The organism is bacterium (assembly GCA_037128595.1).
GTDB lineage: Bacteria > Verrucomicrobiota > Kiritimatiellia > CAIKKV01 > CAITUY01 > JAABPW01.
In genome coordinates this window covers 1-21,508 of sequence record JBAXWB010000024.1, presented here as the reverse complement: position 1 = coordinate 21,508, position 21,508 = coordinate 1, and the positions used below count along the sequence as shown (strand labels likewise).

11 protein-coding genes are annotated in these 21,508 nt (G+C 56.1%); 3 read left to right on the top strand and 8 right to left on the bottom strand.

Annotated elements, in window-relative coordinates:
* Positions 1–3 precede the first annotated feature (3 nt).
* A complete protein-coding gene (locus WCS52_14080) occupies positions 4–2,571 on the bottom strand; it encodes a hypothetical protein (GenBank protein ID MEI6168306.1) in 2,568 nt (855 codons plus the stop codon).
* A 30-nt stretch (positions 2,572–2,601) separates the two neighbouring features.
* Positions 2,602–5,229 carry a hypothetical protein gene (locus WCS52_14075; GenBank protein MEI6168305.1) on the bottom strand — a complete coding sequence of 876 codons (2,628 nt, stop codon included), beginning with the start codon at positions 5,227–5,229 and terminating at the stop codon, positions 2,602–2,604.
* Between the two features lie 141 nt (positions 5,230–5,370).
* Between WCS52_14075 and WCS52_14070 the strand changes: the two genes are divergently transcribed.
* Positions 5,371–6,411 carry a LacI family DNA-binding transcriptional regulator gene (locus WCS52_14070; GenBank protein ID MEI6168304.1) on the top strand — a complete coding sequence of 347 codons (1,041 nt, stop codon included), beginning with the start codon at positions 5,371–5,373 and terminating at the stop codon, positions 6,409–6,411.
* Between the two features lie 67 nt (positions 6,412–6,478).
* Here the strand turns inward: WCS52_14070 and WCS52_14065 are convergent, their stop codons facing one another.
* Genes WCS52_14065 through WCS52_14045 form a run of 5 tightly spaced genes read right to left on the bottom strand, consistent with a single transcriptional unit; the run spans position 6,479 to position 16,879 of the window.
* On the bottom strand, positions 6,479–8,533 hold the full coding sequence (locus WCS52_14065; protein ID MEI6168303.1) for a DUF5054 domain-containing protein: 2,055 nt from the start codon (positions 8,531–8,533) through the stop codon (positions 6,479–6,481).
* A gap of 48 nt (positions 8,534–8,581) precedes the next feature.
* Positions 8,582–10,255, bottom strand: coding sequence for a glycoside hydrolase family 172 protein (locus tag WCS52_14060; protein MEI6168302.1), 1,674 nt, complete (start codon positions 10,253–10,255; stop codon positions 8,582–8,584).
* Positions 10,256–10,266: 11 nt separating this feature from the next.
* Positions 10,267–11,838 (bottom strand): hypothetical protein, encoded by a 1,572-nt coding sequence (locus WCS52_14055; GenBank protein ID MEI6168301.1) that lies wholly within the window; start codon positions 11,836–11,838, stop codon positions 10,267–10,269.
* Positions 11,839–11,881: 43 nt separating this feature from the next.
* The gene (locus WCS52_14050) at positions 11,882–14,014 is read right to left on the bottom strand and encodes a hypothetical protein (protein ID MEI6168300.1); all 2,133 of its coding nucleotides are present in this window, start codon (positions 14,012–14,014) and stop codon (positions 11,882–11,884) included.
* 39 nt (positions 14,015–14,053) lie between these two features.
* A complete protein-coding gene (locus WCS52_14045; GenBank protein ID MEI6168299.1) occupies positions 14,054–16,879 on the bottom strand; it encodes an autotransporter-associated beta strand repeat-containing protein in 2,826 nt (941 codons plus the stop codon).
* 141 nt (positions 16,880–17,020) lie between these two features.
* On the opposite strand from WCS52_14045, the gene WCS52_14040 reads away from it, so the two are divergent.
* The gene (locus tag WCS52_14040; GenBank protein ID MEI6168298.1) at positions 17,021–18,034 is read left to right on the top strand and encodes a LacI family DNA-binding transcriptional regulator; all 1,014 of its coding nucleotides are present in this window, start codon (positions 17,021–17,023) and stop codon (positions 18,032–18,034) included.
* A 19-nt stretch (positions 18,035–18,053) separates the two neighbouring features.
* On the opposite strand, the gene WCS52_14035 is transcribed toward WCS52_14040, so the two are convergent.
* Positions 18,054–19,307: an alpha-L-fucosidase gene (locus WCS52_14035; protein MEI6168297.1), complete on the bottom strand. Its 1,254-nt coding sequence runs from the start codon at positions 19,305–19,307 to the stop codon at positions 18,054–18,056.
* A 697-nt stretch (positions 19,308–20,004) separates the two neighbouring features.
* On the opposite strand from WCS52_14035, the gene WCS52_14030 reads away from it, so the two are divergent.
* On the top strand, positions 20,005–21,432 hold the full coding sequence (locus WCS52_14030; GenBank protein MEI6168296.1) for an ATP-binding protein: 1,428 nt from the start codon (positions 20,005–20,007) through the stop codon (positions 21,430–21,432).
* Positions 21,433–21,508: the final 76 nt, after the last annotated feature.

The window sequence follows — 21,508 nt, the reverse complement described above, 5'->3', positions numbered from 1 at the left end:
GACTTAACGGATTTTAAAAATGGTTCCTATAGGCTGGAGGGCGGCGATGTCATTGTTGCTGATTTCAACGGCATCGGGAATGTTGTTGTGATTCAAATCGGAGGTTAACCCGGCCGGCACCCCTGCCGCCATCGACAGATCATCCAGATAGGTGGACCCAAAAATGTTGTTCAGCGCAAAGGCGGTATAACCGCCCAGATTGGCTGGGGTGGTCAATCCTTGCGCCACCATGTCACCTGCCACAAACACTGCGAAGGTATGGTGAACCAGTTCCTGATAGACCGAGATACGCGTGAAGGCATTGCCCGGGATCAGCGTGGCCGGTGTGCCATCAATCCGGTTCGAACACACCACCCACCCGCCGCCAGCCACAGCGACTACCAGATAGCCGTTCGTGTTCGCATACGCTAGGAAGCTTGAACTATTGGTGGCTGGTGATAGAGGCTCAAGCCCCAGCGTCGGCTGGATGAAAAAGTCCGTCCAGATCTTCGTCATGGAGGCGGAGTTGATGCTGTTTGAAAGGATCGAATCATCCGGCACTTCCGTTGCCTTGTTTCCCGCGTGCTTGACCGCACTCTCCACCTTGACCGACCCGTCCGAGGCATACCACCCCCGGAAGCCCAGGTTCGTCATCACGGTGTTATTGGCATACAGCTCGAAATCATCCGCAAATGGCAATGCCATGGTCATCGCCGTACCCCAGGTATTCGAAACGGCAAAGGTTCCCGACATATCCACGTTACTGGCCGGTACCGTGAGCCTGCCGCTGGCAAAGGTGAGCGTTCCGCCGCCGGTCACATTCAGGGCGGCGCTTACCGACATCGTCCCCGCCCCACTCACCAGAACGGAACCAGTCACCGTCGCGGCCGTCGCCGTCACCGTTTGTCCGGAACCCACAATCAACGTCCCGATAACATCCAAGGTTCCCAACGTTGCCCCCTGCCCGAGTGTGACCGAAGCGCCGGAGTCCACGGTGAATAGCCCGACACAGGAGGCTGAACCGGAAAAGGCCACCACGGCATTCTGCCCGAATGTGCAGGTTCCGGAACAGTGGAAGGGCCCGCTACACGTGAAGTGCGCGCCCGGCTCCACCACCAGGTTGCTGCAGGTCAAAGATGACATCACCACCGTTGAGCCGGATCTGACGGTCAGATCCCCACAAGCCACGACTTTGCTGAAGGTGACCGTTGAGTTTGTTCCCAGCACCAGTGAATTTAGAGGCGGATTGGTCAACGCCTGGTTGAAGGTGCCATTGGCTCCAGAAGGGAGCGATACCGAGTTTCCCTGCCCCCAATGGTTACTCAGGCTGAAGGTTCCGGTCAGGTCCACCGACAACGGGGTAAACACAAAACTGGCCGTGGTGAAGTCCATATGGCCGGGGGGCGGCAGGTCCAACGACGCCGAGGCCGTGACCGTCGCCCCCGATGCCACGCCCACCGTGCCGGTACAAGCCAGGAGCATGGAACAGGTCAAGGTGACATTACTTTGACAATTCAAGACCGCATTGGTCTGCACGATCAGGTTGCTGCAGGTGACATTCGCCACCGTCACGGTCGTCCCCGGCCAGATCACCAAGTTACTGCAGACCAAGGCTGCGTTGAAGGTCGCCAGGGAATTCGTATCAACGTTCACGGTTCCCCAATTCATCGCATTCTGGAATACCACTCCGGAACCCGTGCGAACGGTAAGCGTTCCGCTGTTGGTGAACGCGCCACCGGTAAAGGTGACCGCATTCGATACCAGGACGTTTTCGGCATAGGATCCTGAGGAAACGTAGATAATGTCCCGTGACCGGGCCGCCGCCACCGCCGCAGCGATGGATCCATAAGAGGGATATCCCGCTCCGCCGACATACTGCGTCCGGCTGGCATAGCCGTAAGTCTGGATCTCAAGCGCATCGACCCGGCCATCCCCGTTACGGTCATAAACCAGACTGTCGGGACCGATATTCGTCGCGACCCATACATTGTCCAGCCAGCAGTTGCTGTCGCTATTCTGGATCAGCAACTGGCTGTAGTTCGCCATGTTGACCACAAAGCCGGCATCCTGAAGAATGAGCTGATCGTTGAGCAAAACGGCCTGCCGGGCGGTGGTGTAGTCCTGGAACACCGAGAGTCTTACATAGGCATTCGCATTCGTAGCCGGGGGCACCGGGCTACCCCAGATATCATTCGAGCAAACCTGGAACCCGGATGGCGTGGCCACACAGAGATAGCCGTTGGTGGTGAAATAACTGTAAAAACTGGCGAGGTTCGTCTCCGGTCCGGCGAGTAGCTCCCCGATATACGGCTTGATCCTCATATCCGTCCAGATCTTGAGGTTCGGGCTCGTATTCAGCGTATTGGTCATCGACACGGTTCCACTCAGGAATACCGCATTCGGGGCCGAGTATGCCCCGCTGCTATTCGTCACGATCACCGCCGCGCCGGACGCCTCCCACCCGTTCGTCAGGTTAACGAACGTAGCCCCGTTGGTATAGAGGGTATCGAATGAGTCGTATAAATTGGGAACGGCCCCCAAGGATGTGATCGCCCCTCCCGCGATCAGCGCTAACAGCAGACATTTTTTCATAAATCCCCCTCCGCAAGAAATGAGAATTTATTACCGGATCTGGATGAGTGTGGCACGAAGCGGCGCAGCAGCCACTTTGAGCGACACCGAAGTCGGGGAGTTGGTAACGCTGTACACCCAATGCGTACTAGTCGGCAGGATCCAACCCGTGGTCCGGTAGGTCACCGTGGTCGTCGAGGTGATCAGCGGGTAAGTACCCACCCCGAATCCGGACAACTGACCGATATTCAGGGTATTGGTCCCAACAGCCAGATTGACCTTACCGGTGACATTCAGCGTATCGCCCACACCAGGTGCGGCAAAGTTGTAATCGAACACCGCGCCGGCGGCGATATCCAGAGAGTTGGACGTCACGTTGCCCACGGTAATATTCAAGGTAGCATTGCTGACGCCCGTACCGACATGCGGTGAGATATGAGAACCCGCCTGGAGCGCGACCAATACGCCAGTATTGGGCGTGGGAGCTATGTAACCCGAACCAGCGAGGGTGGCGTTGCTGAGGACGGTCAATGTCCCGTATCCCGTCCCTGAACCAGCGGTGTTGCACACCGAGAGGGTTCCATTGCTGACAGTGCCCAAGGCGATGCAGGTGTTGGAAGCGGCAAGCGTCAGCACTCCGGTCCCGATCTTGTACCAGGGAGCTGATGAATTACCCCCTGAAATCGCAGCTTTGATCGTCAGATTACCATCTCCGCCCAACTGAATGACCGAAGAGCTGACACCATAGAATGCTAACGCGGACAGATTGGCATAGGCGCCAAACCCCGTGCCACTGACCCCCGAGAGCGAAACCGTTGGGACGGAGGTATAACCGCTTCCGGCATTGGTCAAGGCAACGGACGCCACGCTGAAGTTATCGAAGAAGGCAACGGTGGTTCCGTTTGTGGTGGGCGCGAACGAATTCGTCCCTTTGGAAGCGGTAAAGTTCGTTGGGATACTGGTGTAGCCGTAACCTGGCGCATAGATAGCATTCCCGAGAACGCCCGACCACAGAACCAAATTCGTGATAGCACCAGGAGCGCCGTTGGCATAAACAAAGTAAATCGCACTTTGAGAGGCACCACCGCCCATCAAGGTAATGAAATTCCCCGTATACCACCCTGTACCGCCACTAGCGGTAAAGGTATTTGTGTTGACAGAAAGCGCAGCAATGATCGCCGCTGCACCGCTGCCACCACCGCCCGAAATCGTCAGGGGCTTGCCCACATCGGCTCCAACAAATCCGGCGCCGGTGTTGGTAAAGGTGATACTGGCTAGTCCATTGTCCATCGTCGAGGGGGTGTTGGTATTGGAGTTGACGAGTGTTGCAAGGTTGCGGTTTTGAGTAATCGCCTTGTTGACGATCACACCGGAGAGATTCAGGACAGGAGCAGGGGCTGTATCCGATCCATAGTTCATCAAGCCAATCTCACCATACCGTGCCTCCCCGCCGAAACCCAAGGCATCGTTGTTCGCCGCGATCAATGTTCCTCCTTGTAACGTGATCGTCGCGGTCAAATTATTTGTCCCCGCCAACGTCCAACTACTGCTGTTGTTTTTGATCAGCGGGTAACTGGACCCGCCCCCAACTGGATTTAAGATGGAGCCGGTCACGACATTGCTCGAACCCGCTCCATCCAAAGTCAAGGAAGAAGATCCGACAGCGTTACATATGGGAACCATGGATATACTGCCCAGGATCAGATTCGCCGTGGTCGGATTGAAAGTATTGACTTTGCTCCCCCAGTTATCGCCTGCGATTACATTGGAGATGGACAGACTGTAGCCATTAGAACCCCTGATATTCAACGTAGCACTGTCAATATATAACTTCGAGGAACGAAGCGTGTTATTGGCCCCGGAAGGGGTCAACCGATTAACTTCAATGGAACCAGTAGCGTTTTGCGCAAAGATGTCACCAGCTGAACCAAACACGTCGTTATTATTGTCACTGAAAAGCTGCAGAGTTCCCCCGTTACCGATGTTCGCCCTTGCGGACTTCAGCGCATCAACATTAGCTTCCCGAAGGATTCCTGCTGCCAGAGGTTGAACTGAACCAGTAAAGCTCGGCGAGGCACTGGACAGTATGAACGTATTGCTCGTGATGGTGATCGCTTGGCCACCACCGTTGGCGAGTTGCCCGGTAATATTGACCGTTGTGGCTGTGCTGGTGCCAATGAACCCATTCTCATTCCCTCCATTTTTGAGCGCGCCCTGTATCGTCAGCGTCCCAGCATTGTAGAGATAGCAGTTCACGCCATTGGCAGGCTGTAAAGTGACGTTTGGCCCGAAGGTGAGGTTATGGTTGCCAGAGTCATCCATAAGCAGAACAGCGGTCAAGCCGTTGTTGACTGCGGACAAAAGTGTGACAGTCAATGGAGTGGAGGCGTTAATCGTCACATCTTGCCCCACCCCTGATTTGAGCCAGAATCCCTTTACCTGGTAAGACCACGGCAAAGTCGCGATATCCGGCTGTATGGAAAACGTACCGTCAAAAACGGCGCCTAATGAACCGCCCGGCACGCCTCCCGACCAGTTGGCGGTATTGGTCCAAACCGCGGTCGTCGGAGTCCAGGACGACATCGGCGTATCCGCCGCCCATCCCGACAACGGGACCAGCCCTAGACAAGTGATCACTACCAAGAAAGAATTCCCCCACCCCAATTGCTTCTTATTCATGTGCCCCTCCCTTTTTCACATAATCCTGTTCAGGCTAGAAGATTAGCATCATCGGCCATAAACAAGTACCTCTTGTTGTGGTTATGCCGTTAACCTAAAATGCTTGCCTATCTCATCCCACAGTGGTTATCGTTGGTATTAATGATGACTCGCACCACCATTCATGACATTGCGGTGAAAACCGGCTATTCGACCGCCACCGTATCGATGGCGCTGCGTAACCGAGGACGGTTGCCCGATACAACCCGCAAGAAAATCCAGCAGATCGCGCGTCAAATGGACTACCGGCCGGACCCGGTACTGGCGTCAATGGCCGCCTCCCGTTGGCACGGACACCGTTCAATGGCCTCCGCCACAGTGGCCTTGATCAGCGATAAAAGGGAGTTTGAAGGTCAGGCTGGCCTGATCAAGCAGGCCGACCACCTCGGCTATCGAGTGGATAAATTCATTATCAGCGACTATGTCGATGGGCGGCGCCTTTCTGACATCCTTTACAATCGGGGGATCATGGGGGTCGCCATCGCTCAAATCTTTACACCGGGATTCTGCGAATCCTTCGATTGGCCCCACTTTGCAACAGTAGGAATCAGTGAAGGGGCGTTTCGCCCCCCCGTCCACCTGATCATGCCGAATCACTTCCGCGCGGTCCAGGGAGCCTGGGATTATGCCGTCGCACGGGGCTTTAAACGCATCGGCATGATGCTCTTTGACATGCCCTATGCACTCGACTTTCACGACCGACGTGCCGCCTTTGTGGACCGCCAGAGCGACCTGCCCACCCGCCTCCGCATTCCCATGCTTACCATCCAACCCGAGGAATCCGTCACCAACCCCGACACCCTTCTCCGCACCAGGAAATGGCTCGACCGGTATCAACCTGAGTGCATCTTGGGCTTTAATGACATTTTCTGGTGGCTACTGCGCAACGCCGGCTGGCGTGAACTCGTTAATCCTGAAAGTTTTGTCTCATTGTGGAAATCTAGCACAATGCCAAACTGTCCTGGATACCTCCTGTCTCACGACGGGATCGGAAACCGCGCGGCGGACTGGCTTGATTCGCTGCTCCGCACCGGGGAACGTGGCCTGCCCAAGAACCCTGCCACCATGGAAATTGAGATGGAATGGGAGGACGTCGATCGGGCCGCACATACCGCCATCTGTCTGCCGGAATTGAGGCGCTGACCAGGCAAATGGCTCAAGGCCAAATGTCGCTGAGTTTACGAATAACCCCTATTATCCGGAATTTTGATTATTCAGAGAAAACGAGGGCAAACCGAAATACCGCATCGTCATCATACCAGGCGGGGAAGTTTGTTCCCCAGAAGTTATTATGAAGATTGAAGTGCATCCCTCCTGCCAAATCCTTGAAGCGATCATCGAAAAGGCCGAGCGAAGGTTGCCCCGGCGCAACCAGGCAGGCATCTTTGGATTCGATCCAAACCGACTGGCCGTTTGTACCCCTCCAAACGACTCCGTCCTGGATCGCGTGCAGCAGGCGAGCGCCCTTGGAAACGACCTCGCCTGGAGCAATTTCGCGTCCGAGCTTATGCAATCGCCATCCGGAGGGATCTGGCACAGCGAGAGGAAAGGCACACCAGGCGCTCTCGGGCAAACGCGTGGCCGTCTTGCCGAACCACGTCACCCTCAGCTCGATATGATGATTGGTATGCGAAAAGGTCCATTCCAGCCATACCTCGCGCGGTGCCCCATATTCAAGATGCGCCTGGGCGGCCGGAGCGAGTTGAGCAATCACCCTGGTGCAATCGGCTTCGCGGGCAACCAGAACCGACACCACCGCCGAATCCCACCATTTACCAATGGCATCTTCCGGCATACCGGGTTTTCCGAAATCCGCACCGGCCCAGCTTGCCCCGTTGGTATAAGACTCCACGAAAGCGCGCATCTCCGTCACGGATCGCGTTTGATAGCCGAACCTCCCCAGCACCCCTCCCCCAGTGACCCATTCCCGCCCGGTCTCCGAGTCAACCAGAGATGAAATACCGCCCGCGGCGAACCGCAGTCTCCAAGGACCCGCTTCCAGCGGCGCATCCGGGTCGAGCGGCTGAAACCCTTGGAGATCCGGACGAACCGGAATCAACTCGCGAAAACTCGCCTCCGCCTCCTCCGCCAACGTCCGATCCGCCAGCGCCTCCACGGCTCGCTCAATGTAATCACGCTGCTCCTGCCATGAGGCTTCCGCCATTCGGAATGTGCCCCGGTGCCGCACCCGATCGAAGTCCGCGTTCCGGTAATGATCCAGGTCCCCCAACAGATGCGGCGTAATGGAAACCCCCCAGGTGTGCTCTGGAACGCAGAGCAACTGCGTGGTAAATGTGACGTAATCCTGGCGAGCAGGCAACAGTCGTTCGCTGCGCAGCCACTCCTTGTGGAGCCGCAGCAGCGCGCGATAGCGGGAAAGTTTCCAGGGATCTGTGCCCCCGCCATGGATCCAGGTATCGCCGATCTCTTGATCGACTACCGGAAACGAGCCGGTAAGCGGTTCGATGGCTTCGGCAAATTCATCCAGGCGCCCGAAGGCAATGTTCGCATGGGGCCACTTCCGGCGTGCCGCGTCGAACCAGGCGCGGATATCGTCCAGGGACGGTACCTCGCAGTTATCGCCCACCATCCGAAACGCCAGCACGGTATCAGCGCCATCAATACGGTGATCCGCTCCGTAACCCCGGCAGTAAATAGTGGTGACCTCCGAACCGGTCGCCCGGTCCCGCCAACGAAACACAGGCGGGACATCCGGCACCGCGCTCATGTGGTTGACGCCGATGTGAAGCAGGCGCACTCCGGCCGCTGCCAGCAGTGGCACGATCCCCCGGGTATTGCCGGGGACGTCGGTGGCTTTTGCGGCAATGGTTGTCTTCCCGAAGCGCTGATCCAACCGGCGCGCCAGCGCGAGACCCGCATTGAAGAGTTCGGGGTCGAGCAGTTCACAATGCATGGTGAATGGCAACGCATGCCAGGCCACATCACCCCGTTCCATCGCTTGTTCAATTTGCTTTAGACTATTTCCGGCATGAAGCTCCAAGGCCCGGAATGCCGTCCAGGCAGGCACGGTCCAGACGAAATTCAGGCCCTCCTTGCGCAGGATCTCCGACTGCCCAATCGCAACCGGCAACATCCAATTGATCGCGTCGTGGGTGACCTTCGCCACCGACTCGGTGAACCCGAGATCGAGGTGATTCTTGCAAATCAGAATCACCTTCCGAACGCTCGGATCGACTCCGCCACTGCCGGGGGGGGTGAGGGCCACCGCCTTGTTCGGTTCGAGTTCGTCGAGGGCTTTAATCATGGCTTATCCAGTAATGTACTCCGCCGTCAATAAACTCCGCACCGGTCATCACTTTTTTCCAATATTCACGACGAAGGCGTGACCAAGTCCCCCGGGATGGACTTTGATAAGAACTTCATTCTCGCCGTCTTTCAATATTGCGGGGAAACGAATCGGCGATGATGGAGCCCCATTGATACGCTTCAGCTCGATCTCTTTGCCGTTAATCCAAAGTCTCGCGAAGTAGTCCACCCGCAAGCCCATCGGCACAGCGGCATCGCCCTTGCTCGCCAGCTTTAGGCGGGCATAACAGATGCAGGGCGTGAATGAGCCATTCCACTTGGCGAAGTCGAAAATACCATTCTCCATTTCGCCGCACGGCTTCCAAAGACCCGGCTCAGAATAGGCTCGTCCGTTTTCCGCGAGGCCTTCCTCGGGTTTGAAAACGCTGCTGAGGTCTGGCGCAAGCACATCCACGCTTTTCTTGACACTGAATGGACCGGCCCATTCCCAGCCGGAAAGGGGAACGGGATCGAACTCTTCCTCGAATTTGCGCGGGTTGCACTCATTGTCCGCCCATCGCACCTTGCCTGCCTTCATCTCGTCGTTCAGGACGATGTCCCGGGAACCGGTCTGTCGTTTGTCATCGACAATCCATTTACCGTCCTCGTCGCGCAGGATTGGCAGACGCTTCACCAGTGGCGGAACAGGACAGGCCGCACAGGGCCGGTCCGCATACCAATAGGCCACGCTGGCCATCTCGTTCCTGAGATGATTTCCATGTCCGTGCTCGATGGTGACTTTGATTTCCTCGGTGAAATGGACCGGATTTTCCAGATGATGCACATAGCTGGTTTGATAGCCACCATCGCTGGCGGCACTGGGGTTCAACGAGGAGCCTGCCCTGACTTTGGTGTTGTTTTCAAAGATCGACGAGCCATTGCGCAAGAAGGCGTTCGGTTGCATCCCCCAAGCTTGATTGAGATAATCTTCGCTTCCGGTTCCATGGAGGTCCGGCGGCCACTTATAGCCGTCAACCCAGATCATGTCGTCGCCTTCGCCCCACCAGGAGCCCTGCAGGTTGGTGACGCTGAGGTTGCAGCCGATATAGTGTCCGCGCCCCCTGGTTTCCAGGATGACGTAGTTGTTATCCCAGGCCAGACGCTCCTTGTTTGCGATATTGCATTCCGGGGTGTTGACCGTAATTTCATGGCCCCAGCCACCGAAGGGGTTCGCCCGGCGGAATTCCGCATGAAAGTAACCCATATCGTCGCCTGGCACGGAATCTGTGGTCTCGTAGTCAATATAGAAATACTGATTATGGTCCGCATCGGTTTCATTGACCAGTTCGACGACCGCGCGCTCCCGGAAAGGCATGGGCGCGTAGCAGTTCAAGGCGCACCCGTCGTTGAAGATGTTGTGGGCATGGGTATTGGCCGAGGCGCTGAAGAGAAGGGACTGGTAACTGTTGACGAGACCATGGCCGAGCCCGAAGAAGTCGCCGAGCGGGACCAGAACCGAGGGCGCCGACGCGTTATCAAACGTAATCTTCACCAGGCATTCGCGGTAGTTCTTGTTTTGCGTCATCCAGATGTGGGTGATGCGGCCAGGCCCTTTGATATCGGCCAAAACCCGGGTTTCTCCGGCGGCGATACGCCACCAGTCGTCATTTCTCCCGCTGCGATCCCAGGATGAACATCGCGAGGTTTTCGCCCTACGTAATGTGCTTAATGATGCCAACATAGATACTCCGGTTATTCCAACCCGCTCCTGGGATTGCCGTGGTTCCACTCCATGACAGCCTTGAATTTAGGTTGATCCCTTTCGGTCTCGTCGAGGTATTCCGTCAGGCTAAAGCTTCCCCACTTGCTCCAAACGCCTGTCGAAGCGTAGATACACATGAGGTCGCCACCGGCATCACGCCAGGCGTCCAGATATTTCCGGTAAATAGCGCCCATGCGTGGATGACGGTTGGCGGCATGGAAGAGACTGGTCATCGCCTCGTTGTTTTCGCCACCCCCGACTCCGACGAGGTGCTGGCCTGCCTCATAACAGGCCAGCTTGAGTCCATACTTGTTCGCCACCTTTTTCTGGGTGTTGATCCACTTGATGCTTTCCGGCATGGCATTGGTTTCGACGAAATCGAGCACCCGGTCAACGGTCCACTTTGAAACGTCGTCGGAGGTCGGCTGGGTGGTCGGCCCGATGCATAGGGTGATATACGGCGCGATGGCCAGAACGTCCGCATGTTTTCCGGTGTCATTGTTTCCAAGCAACATCGCGTCGCTCCAGTATTCGCCGCCTGCGGCCTGCCAGGCGATCACCCGGTAGAGCCGCTCATGCCCGTTGAAGACGCCCTCCCAGATCTTGAAGATTTCCTGGGAACGCTTTCCATAGTACATGGCCACACCTTCCCACGGGCGCTCTTTGGGGCCGAGCTTAAGAGCCTGCCCCTTGTTCTCGGCATAGCGATGCTGTTCGAACATCCCGTTCCATACCTCATTGGAGTACTCGATATAGACCTTCAGGGTCGGATCGAGCCGTTTCTTCACGAGTGTTGCGAGATTGGCAACATAATCGTCCGAGGCACCATGCGGCAGGCAGAACCAGGGGTTGATCTTCAGCCGGTTGCACAGGTCAACCATGACCTCCACAGGCATACCGCGTTCGGTGTAATTGCAATATGAAGGGGTTGCCCGATCGCTCCATTCCTTCTGCTTCGAGCCATTGGTTTCCATCCATTCCATAAAGCGGAACGTATTGAACTCCTGCCAGCGACGGAGGAACGGCGGGTAGTAGGGATCACGTTTGTATGACTGCTCGAAACCGGGCATAATGACCCTTATATTTCTGACGTGGTTGGTGGGGTTGGTTGACCGTAGCGCGAGGAAAGTGCCGCCCTTCTGCGTGTCAATATTTACAACGATACGACCGGGTTCGCGGGAAACAACGGTGCTGTTGTGGGTGAAATCAATTTCACCCTGGCCCTCGTAGAGGCAGACATATTGACCTGACGGGGCGTGGCCATTGTTACTGGTGAGGATCGGCGTTTCGGCCCAGCAGCTATCTTCAAGCTTGTTGATCCAGCCGTTCTCGTCCCGGTCCAGCTCCGGGCCTTTTCCCCAGTTGGCCCCCTGTTTCTGGCTAATCCACTGACGCGACATGCGGAACACGTCGACAAAGACATATTCGGTGGTCCAGTCGCATGGGCCGGCAAGGTTCATCCCGAGGCGGCTTTTAGCAGGCGGGAGAACCTGCCCCGCACATTTGGATGCCTGGGATAAAGCAAGAAGTATGGTTAGCAATGCAATGGTTTTAATTTTCATCGGATTTCCTTATACTTACATGACAGAAAAGAGTTTAGCATCCCTACCGGATTTTAAAGAGACTTCCGCCCGGCGGGAAAGTGGCCGTATCGCTTACATGAATCTCAATGGCATCCGGGACACTATTGTGGTTCATGTCCGAAGTCCCCTCTGACGGTACGGTTGTCGTGATGGAGACGTTATCAATATATGACGAATCATCCTTATTATCCGCAACAAATCCCGAATATCGGTTCAGGCTGACGGGCGAGACCAACCCCTGCGCCACCAGATCGCCCGCCACGAAAACGGCAAAGGTGTGATGGACCAGTTCCTGGCAAATCGTGATTCGCGTGAAGGCGCCCGTTGAAATCGGCGTCACCGGAGTATTGTCGTATTTATTGGAACAGACAACCCATCCACCTCCGGCCACCTCTACCACCAGATAACCGTTAGTATTCACATAGGCTAAGAAGCTGGCGGTGTTCGTTGGCAGAGAATCCGGTAACAATCCGATCGTAGGCTGGACATAATAATCCGTCCAGATCCGCGTCGCGGCACCTGAGTCAACACGATTTGAGACCACCGTGCTACCTGGCACCACCAGAGCGTTGTTTCCGCCATGCTTGACCGAGGTCTGCACCTTCACTGTTCCTGCCGAAGCATTCCACCCCCGGAAACCGAGCGTCGTAAGGGTCGTATTATTCGCATAGGACTCAAAATCATCCGTAAACGGCAGATTCATAGTCGCCGCCGTCCCCCACGTATTATCCACCGTGAAAGTGCCCGTCATATCCACTCCGCGGGGAATGACAACGAGCCTGCTGCTGGTAAAGGTCAGCAATCCGCTCCCCGTCACGCTCAACGTGCCGCCTACCGAAATCGTCCCTGAACCCGTCACCTGGACTCCCCCCGACACCGAAGCCGTCGTCACCGCCAGCGTCTGACCCGCGCCGACCGTCACCGACCCGTTGTCCACCAATGCCCCCAGCGTCGCCCCTTGCACCAGGTTGACGGAAGCCCCGCTGACCACCGTGAACGAGCCGCCGCAGGCCACCATTCCTGAAAAAACCACCACCGTGCCGGAATTGAACAGACAGGATCCCGAACACTGGAAAGCGCCATTACAGGTGAAGTGCGCCCCCGCCTCCACCGTCAGATTGCTGCAGGTCAGCGACTGCATCACCACCGTCGCGCCCGACCGGACAATCAAATTGCTGCAAACCAACGCCCCATCAAATGTGGCGAACGAGTTCGTGTCAACATTCACGGTCCCCCAGTTCATCGGATTCTGGAAAACCATACCGGAACCCGTGCGGAGGGTAAGCGTGCCGCTGTTGGTGAACGCGCCGCCGGTGAAGGGAATTACATTCGTGACTATCACATCACCTGAATAGGAACCGGCTGAAACATATAAAGCGTCCCGTGCCCGCCAGGCGTTTACGGCTGCCTGGATCGCAGGGTAGTTGGGATATCCTGCCCCACCGACGTATTGTGTCCGGCTGGCATAGCCGTAAAGCTGGAGTTCGACCGCGTCATTCGTCTCATCACCATTGCGGTCTCCCACCAGGTCGGTCGGCCCGATATTGGTCTTGATCCAGACATTATCCAGCCAGGAATTGGAATCGCTGTTCCGGAACACCAACTGGTTGTAATTGCTCGCGCTCCCCACAAACGGCAAATCCTGCGCCACCAGTTGGGCATTCAGAAGCACCGCCTGTTTCGAGGTTGAATAGTCCTGAAAGATCGACACTCGCGCATAACCATTGGTAGCGGGCGGAACGCGGCTCCCCCAGATGTCATTGGTATACGCCTGGCAGCCGGACGGTGTCGCCACCATCAGCCAGCCATTGCTGCTGAAATAGCACAGGAAACTGGCGGCATTGGTCGGCAGGTTCAGGGGTTCCACTCCCAGCGCAGGATTCACCTGGTAATCCGTCCAGACCCTGAGTCCGACGGAACCGGCCTGGGCGTTGGTCAGGGCGACCGCACCAGCGAGAAGGGCCGCATTTGGCGCCGATACCGCCCCCCCATTGGTCACCGACGACGACGCGGACGCGGCCTGCCACCCATTGGTGGAGGATGCGGTGGGGAAAGTAAAGCCATTGTCATAGAGTGAATCGAACGTTTCGTATAAATTTGGCACGGCACCGGATGACGCCACCGCCACCCCCGCGATCAGAGAAAATAATGCCATTTTACTCATAACACCCCCCCACAAGTTGTTCGCTGCACCTTACTGGATGTACATGATCAATGCCCGACGGGGGAATACCAGATTCAACTGAGTGTTTCCCGACGCCGTCTGCAGCGAATACCCGTTCCCGACTGCCGGCAACGTGCCAGAAATCGTTCCCCCGCCCGTGCATTGCAGAAGCGTCCAACTATTCCCGGCCCGCGGTGTGAAGGTGCCGGGGAAATTGGTCACCGTTACCATGGTGGAAGCCGAGAGCGTGACGTTGGATCCAAGCCCAACGGTAAGCTGGTCGCAGGTCGTGTCGCTCAGCAGGTTCGCCACCAGGGCTCCACCCGTCAGGTCCAGTGCCCCGTTGATGGTTCCGGTTCCGCGCAACGAACCGCTGTTCGTAACGCTCGTCTTGCCGACAATCGTGCCATTGACCACCAGGGTGCCGCCGGAACTGGCCGTGATGGTGTTGGAGACCACGATACCGGCATCCAGCAACAGGGTGCCGGTATTGGTCACCACCACCGCCCCTGTTCCCAGATTGCCGGAACGGGCAACCGCGCTCACGGCGATGTCGGTAGCCAGCGCAGTCGTGTTGCCTCCCACTGTCACGCTGATCTCATAATCGTTGTTGATTTTCTGGATAGCGCTGCCGGCACCAAGCATCGCACTTGAAATGGGTTGCCCTATCACAAAACCATGAGCAATGGGTTCCAGAAACGTCACGTTGTAGCTATTCCCTCCGTTATTGTTCACCGTGGCTTTCAGACCACTCTGAGCGGTAGCGGTAATGGCAGAAACTTGCAACGTGCCATTGTTGACGGTGGTTCCACCCGTATAGGTGTTGCTAGTCGTGAATTGCAACACCCCCGCACCGTTCTTGGTGATGCTTCCCGCCCCGCCAGTCCCGTTTGCAACAACCAGATCCACCACCATCTCGGGCGTCCCAGTGGCGAGATTGACGGACTTGGCGATACTGAAGGTTCGGTTGCCGCCGTCCAGGTTGATCGGCATGCTCCCCGTACTATAGCGTTCCCATCGCGCCTGGTCGACGGAAGCCGAGGCATAGCCGACATCGGTGTCAAGGCTGAAGGTGCCATTCCCCCCACTTATGTGGCAGATCCATCCTCCGTTAAACTGAATCCCCGTGCCGACATGTGTGTTCTTGTAGGTGGTGACATTGCCCCCACGCAAGCGCCCGCCGCTGATCGTCATGACACCTGCGTGCGACACGGTGACAGCGTCGTTAATTGTTAGATAGGATCCTTTCTTGAGGGTCGCGTTGCAGTTACCGGCAAGAGGTATACTCCCGTTGCAAGTCAGCTTGCTGCCATTCTCGACAACCACATCGCCAGGAATCGCGACGGCACTACCGGACTTATTCAGGTAAAGGCCATTGGCGCCGCTGACGTACGTGGTGCCGGTATAGGTATTGTTACTGGCTCCTCCGAAGTAGACAAGGGAATCGCCACTCTGAATCACATCCATATTACCCGTGAGTTCGCAGTTCAGGGTTAGGTTGTACCAAGGCGTATTGCCGTTCAACAGATAGAGTTGGTCGGTGCCGGATGTGAGCCGGCCATTCATGATGGTTACCGTACTATTCTCAACGGCCACCCCTCCTGAAGCGATGGTCAGCGTGCCATTGGCCGCATTGGTCAGGGTAGCCGAGGCTTTAAAGCCAAGGGAATTGATCGCGAGATCACCCGCGAGGGTGTTGGCCAACGCAGCGGTCACTTGATAATCGCTGCTTGGCAACCAAGTGGTGATATCCGACGGGGCGATCGTCGCGGGGACTGTGACGAGCACCATGGATGCGTTCAATTGCATGAACTGGGCGTTGTCCGTCATGATCCAAGGGAGTAATGTCCCAATGGGAACACCATTCGAAACGACGATATCGGTCAGCGGCGATCCACTGGAAGTCGAAACAACCAACGCTCCCCGCCCGGCTGTTCCCCGATCGAGACCCGCCGTGGCATCGGACAACACCAACTTTGGATTCGCCGAACTGCCTGAATTGATACTACCCAGGTCAAGCCTGCCAAATCCATTGACTGTAATCTTACCGATGGTCTCCTGCGAAATCGCACCACCGTTGTTGCCCCTGCCAATATACTGGAAGATTCCCTGGTTCATCGAAATGATGGCGTTATCTGCAAGCTGGTTGATGACGCCTGCAGTGCTGTTTTCCACTCGCAGAACCGGGGTGGCCGCAGGACGTGCCGGACCTAATTCATAAGTACTTACATTGAAGGCGGGCACTGAATGCATACTGCCATTGTTTATCCGGAAACCATAGCCTGACCCGTAATTGCCAACATTGACCGATCCGCTGTAGGCATCACTCGCTGATTGGATTTCTATCATTCCATAACCCAGAGCATTAAGCGTCGCCGTGCCCGCAAGTTGAACATTGGGAAAGAAAAGCATTTCACGCGTAGCTTCGTGAAAAGCAACCGAATTGATAAAAACGTTAGCCCCCGCAAGGGTCAGAACCTGAGGGCTTGTCGCGGTCATGGTATAGGTAGGCCAATAACCAGAAGTGAGATCAAGATTAGCCATGATACTTGAAATTGTGGGACTGCCCTGAACGGTAATCGTGGCACTGGCACTCGTATTCAAACCGACAAGGTTGATCGATGCTCCGCTGATGGAATTGGTGTAGGCGGTACCGCTCGAGTTGGTGGCCCAGTTTTTGGTGCTGCCGGTCCAGGTGCCAGAAAGGCCGGCGTCCGATTGAGGCAAAGCCGTACCGTTACTGATATCGTTCGTGCCGCCACCCCAATAAAGCGTCTGCGCCATGGCCGGCCCGGACCCGACGATGATCATTGCCACTAGAAGACCAATCCCCCACCCCATTTGCTTCTTATTCATGTGTCCCTCGCTTTTACCTGTTTGCCGCCCGCATTCGACATCCCTTAACCTATCGCGCCTTAATAATACTCTCTCTGCGCGGTAGAGTGGTGCGATAATTATGTTTAACCGTTAACTGAAATCGGCTATTCTGCACCCATCATGACGATTCGTATCACCTTGCGCGATGTGGCGAGACAGACCGGATTCTCGACCGCCACGGTCTCCCTGGCCCTGCGAAACCACCCGCGGCTGCCTAAGAAAACCTGCGTAACCATCCAGCGGGCGGCAAAGAAGATGGGCTACCAGCCTGATCCCGTGCTGTCGTCGGTCGCCGCCTCCCGCTGGCGCGGGCACCGCGCCATGTCCACGCTGGCCTTGATCAAGGACACCCAAGATGCCGAAGGCGAGAATGGCCTGATGGAGCAGGCGACCCGTCTCGGCTTCAAGTTGGAAGCGTTCAACATCCACGACTATGAAAACGCGCAACGGCTTTCAGACATTCTTTATCATCGGGGCATTACCGGGGTTCTCGTGGCCCAGATCTTCACTCCGGGATTTTGCGAATCTTTCAATTGGTCGTATTTTTCGACGGTAGCCATTAGCGAGGGAACATTTCGTCCGCCCGTTCATTTAGTGATGCCCAATCACTTTCGTGCCGTCCAGGGCGCATGGGACTACGCCGTCGCACGGGGCTTCAAACGCATCGGCATGGCGATTTACGACATGCCATGGGCGCTCGATTTCCACGACCGCCGGTCCGCGTTCGGAGACCGGCAAAGAGACGTGCCTGCCAAGCACCGTGTTCCTGTTTTAGCGCTTAACCCCTGGCATTCCCAGGAGGAACGGCTTGCCGCCGTGGCCATAGGCAAGAAATGGGCCGATCAGCACCAGCCCGATTGCATGCTGGGATTCAACGACATTTTCTGGTGGCTGCTCCGCGATACGGGCTGGCGGGGAATCGACCAACCCGACGGCTTTGTCGCACTTTGGAAAACCAGTCATGAACCGAAGTATCCGGGATTTCTGGTATCGCCCGACGAGATCGGTCGGCGCGCAGTTGACTGGTTGGACTCGTTATTGCGCACCTGCGAACGCGGTCTCCCCGACTACCCCGCCACCATGCAAATAGAAATGCACTGGGAGGGCCAGGGACTGGCCGTCAAGGGGAGTTAGTAACCCGCCGTCAGCTGGTTCATTCCAGTTCCGCAATTCGTACAACCAACCGGCTACCATAAGGATAACTGGTGCATTTCAAGACCGTGATACCCGCTTTCGGGTCATGCGTCATCACAAGACGCTCATCATTGTCGAGCCAGCGGACCGACCGGAGCGGGCGCCTGAGTCCCGAAATCGTCCGCAGCCCCGGACCGCTTACCCCCACCGTGACATCACCATGTCCCGCAATACCAAGGTCGAAAGCGAAGTAGTAGAGCTTCCTGCCGGCTTGCAGGACAAAGTCGCGTCCTGAGCAAGTGCAATCAACCGGCTTGCCTGAGCGAATCGGAACTTCATGCAAGGCGATCCACTGACCCACTTTGCGCAATAGCGCGCTTTCCAGATCCGGCAACCCGCCCTGAGCGGTCGGGCCGATATTCAGCAGGTAATTGGCGCCGGCCTTGCGGGACAGGCAAAGGTTCTCGATAATCTGGCCTATTGAAAGATAACTAAAATCCCGCCCCCCGATGCCCCAGTGGGCGTTCATGGTTTGACACATTTCGCCAGCGATATATTTTGGAGCGCCCCGGCGGTCGACCGGCTTGGGCAAGCCCTGCTCATACGTCACGCTGTCAACTTCCGGATGGCCGACCACTCCCCTCGCCTCCAAACCGGTGTTGTCTATGATCATCGCTTCAGGCTGGTATTTGCGGATCATCCGATAGAGCCGATCCACTTTCCAATCAACATCCTTCCGCGACCAATTCCCGTCAAACCACAAACCACCGATGGGCCCGTAGTGCCGGCACAGCACCTCTACCGAAGCATGCAAATAATCGAGATATTTCGCAAATGCCCGGGCATCACAGGTGTGGGACTTCCAACGCCAGTCAAGCGTCGTGTGGTAAAGAAAGGGAACAATCCCTTCTGCCCGGCAGCCTTCCACAAATTCGGCCACCAGATCACGGGCCGCGGGAGAATGGGGAGCATCAAAGTCGGACAAACCCCGAGTGTCATAAAGAGAAAACCCCTCATGGTGTCGTGTCGTGAGGGTGATGTAGCGCATCCCTGCTGCACGCGCAAACCGGGCCAAGGCGCGGGCATCGAAATCAGTGGCAGAGAAGGCATTCTTCAGTTCGTCATAATCTGTTTGAGGGATGGGCTTCAAGTGCTGAATCCACTCCCCCTGCCCTAACTGCGAGTATAACCCCCAATGCACGAACATCCCGTATGCCAGCGATTCAAAACGCTTAATTCGAGGAGCTGGTTCAGGAATCTTTTTAGTATCCACGCCCATAAGGATGATCCTTTCTTAAATTCAAAATATTCCGATAGGGGTATCATATTAGGATGAAATAGAAAGCGATTTTAAATCGGTTTCTTTCGGCTATGGGGGGAGAACTGCGAATGATTGCATCCTTCCCTGAAGGCGACGTTATAATCTCACAGTTTAAAGATCTGCTACCAAAAGAGCCCGCGAAAGCCAACGCCTGACATCTTGCACAACCCTCAGTTTATTGGTTGTGCACGAGATAGGCTCCGGGAATAGGGACTGTTCCTGGAGGGCTCCTTAGGCGAGGATTTAGGGGTCACATCCTTGCTTGACATTCCCATTAGCGGTTCATACACGGCGCGCTCCTGGGTGGTAAGCCAACGATCCCACTGCTCTGGCGTCCCGCGTTTAAAGGCGCGACGGATACTGTCTTCCGAGACGATCTTTCCCAGACCCAGCACATCGGCGCCTTGATCGAGCAGGCCAGGAAATGGGTTAAAGACCGCGTGGCGCAGGAAAATATTGCAAAGTCGGCTTAACTTGCGCATTTCGTGCCCAAAAAGCCTCCATTTATGAAGGCACAAACATCGCATGCTGCGCGTTTCGTGCCCACTTATTCTAATCTGAATCTGGCACTAACTTGACATTATGCGCGTTTCGTGCCCAGAATGTCCCGCCATGATCAGTACTGGAAAGATGAACAGGAGGAGCGATAATGTTTACTGGACGAAAAGAACAACTGAAAGATCTCACGGCACTATTGCGCAAGAAAACGCCGTCACTAGTCACATGCCGGGGACGCCGCCGCATCGGAAAAAGCACACTAATCCGCGAGTTCGCCAAGAAAGCGGACCGATTTCTTGTCATCGAGGGGCTACCGCCGCGGCCCGGCCTCACGAACCACGATCAACTGCAAGCATTCAGCCGACAGCTTGCCCGGCAGACCGACCTACCGGAGGTTGAGCTTACTAACTGGCCACAGGCATTCCAGTTGCTGTCCAGCGCCATCCGCACCGAGTGGACGGTTATCCTGCTCGATGAGATCTCTTGGCTAGGTGGTTCCGACCCGGACTTTCCCGGCCACCTCAAGATGGCCTGGGACAGCGTTTTCAAGCAGCACCCCAAGCTCATACTTGTGCTGTGCGGTTCGGTATCGGCCTGGATTACGAAGAACATCCTGAACAATACAGGATTCGTGGGGCGGGATTCATGGGACGTCCTGTTGGATGAGTTGCCGCCGTGCGACTGCAACAGGTTCTGGGGGAAAGTTGGCGACCGCACCAGTTCCTACGAAAAACTAGCCGTCTTGTCCGTTACGGGCGGCGTTCCGAAATACCTAGAGGAGTTGGATCCGGCGCTTTCGGCGGACGAAAATATCCGGCGGCTCTGTTTTCAGAGGGAAGGATTTTTGTTCAGGGAGTTCGACCAGATATTCAATGATGTTTTCGGAAAACGTGCGGAAGGTTATAAGTCCGTCCTCGAATCCCTAGCGCACGGCAGCAGAACGGTCTCGGAAATCAGTACGGCACTTGGCAAGGAGCGCAGCGGGCACCTGAGTGAGCACCTTGAAGACCTGGTACAAGGCGGGTTTCTCGCGCGTGACCGCGTGTTTAACCCGAAAACGATACGCCCTACCCGCACCGAGAAGTACCGCTTACGTGACAACTATGCACGTTTCTACCTGCGTTACGTCGCTCCCCGACGCGATGCCATCGAAAAGGGGTTACTGCGCGGGTTACCGCTCGACCAACTGCCCGAATGGGACACCATTCTGGGACTTCAATTCGAGAACCTCGTAGTAAATAACGTGACAGCGCTGAGCAAACTCATGGGTTTGGAGCGAACTCCCTTACTGGCTGCAGCACCATACAGTCAGCGCCCAACGGCCCGCAAAAAGGGCTGTCAAATTGACCTGCTAATACGCACCAAGCATTCCCTTTATATCGTGGAAATCAAACTCCGCAAATCCATTCCGCTGTCCGTTGTAGAAGAGGTCCGGGAAAAAGTTTTACGTCTGCCATCAGACCGCCGCATCTCTATCCGCACGGCCCTGGTATACGAAGGGACCCTCGACAAGGCGATAATGTCAGAAGGCTATTTCGACTTCCTGATCCCCTTTGACCAGTTACTGAAGAGCCAATGAGGCCAATTAGCCAAGGTCACCTAGCCCGAGTTCGCCAGTTGGGCGGGTATTGAAGTTGTAAGTCATTGGAAATCAA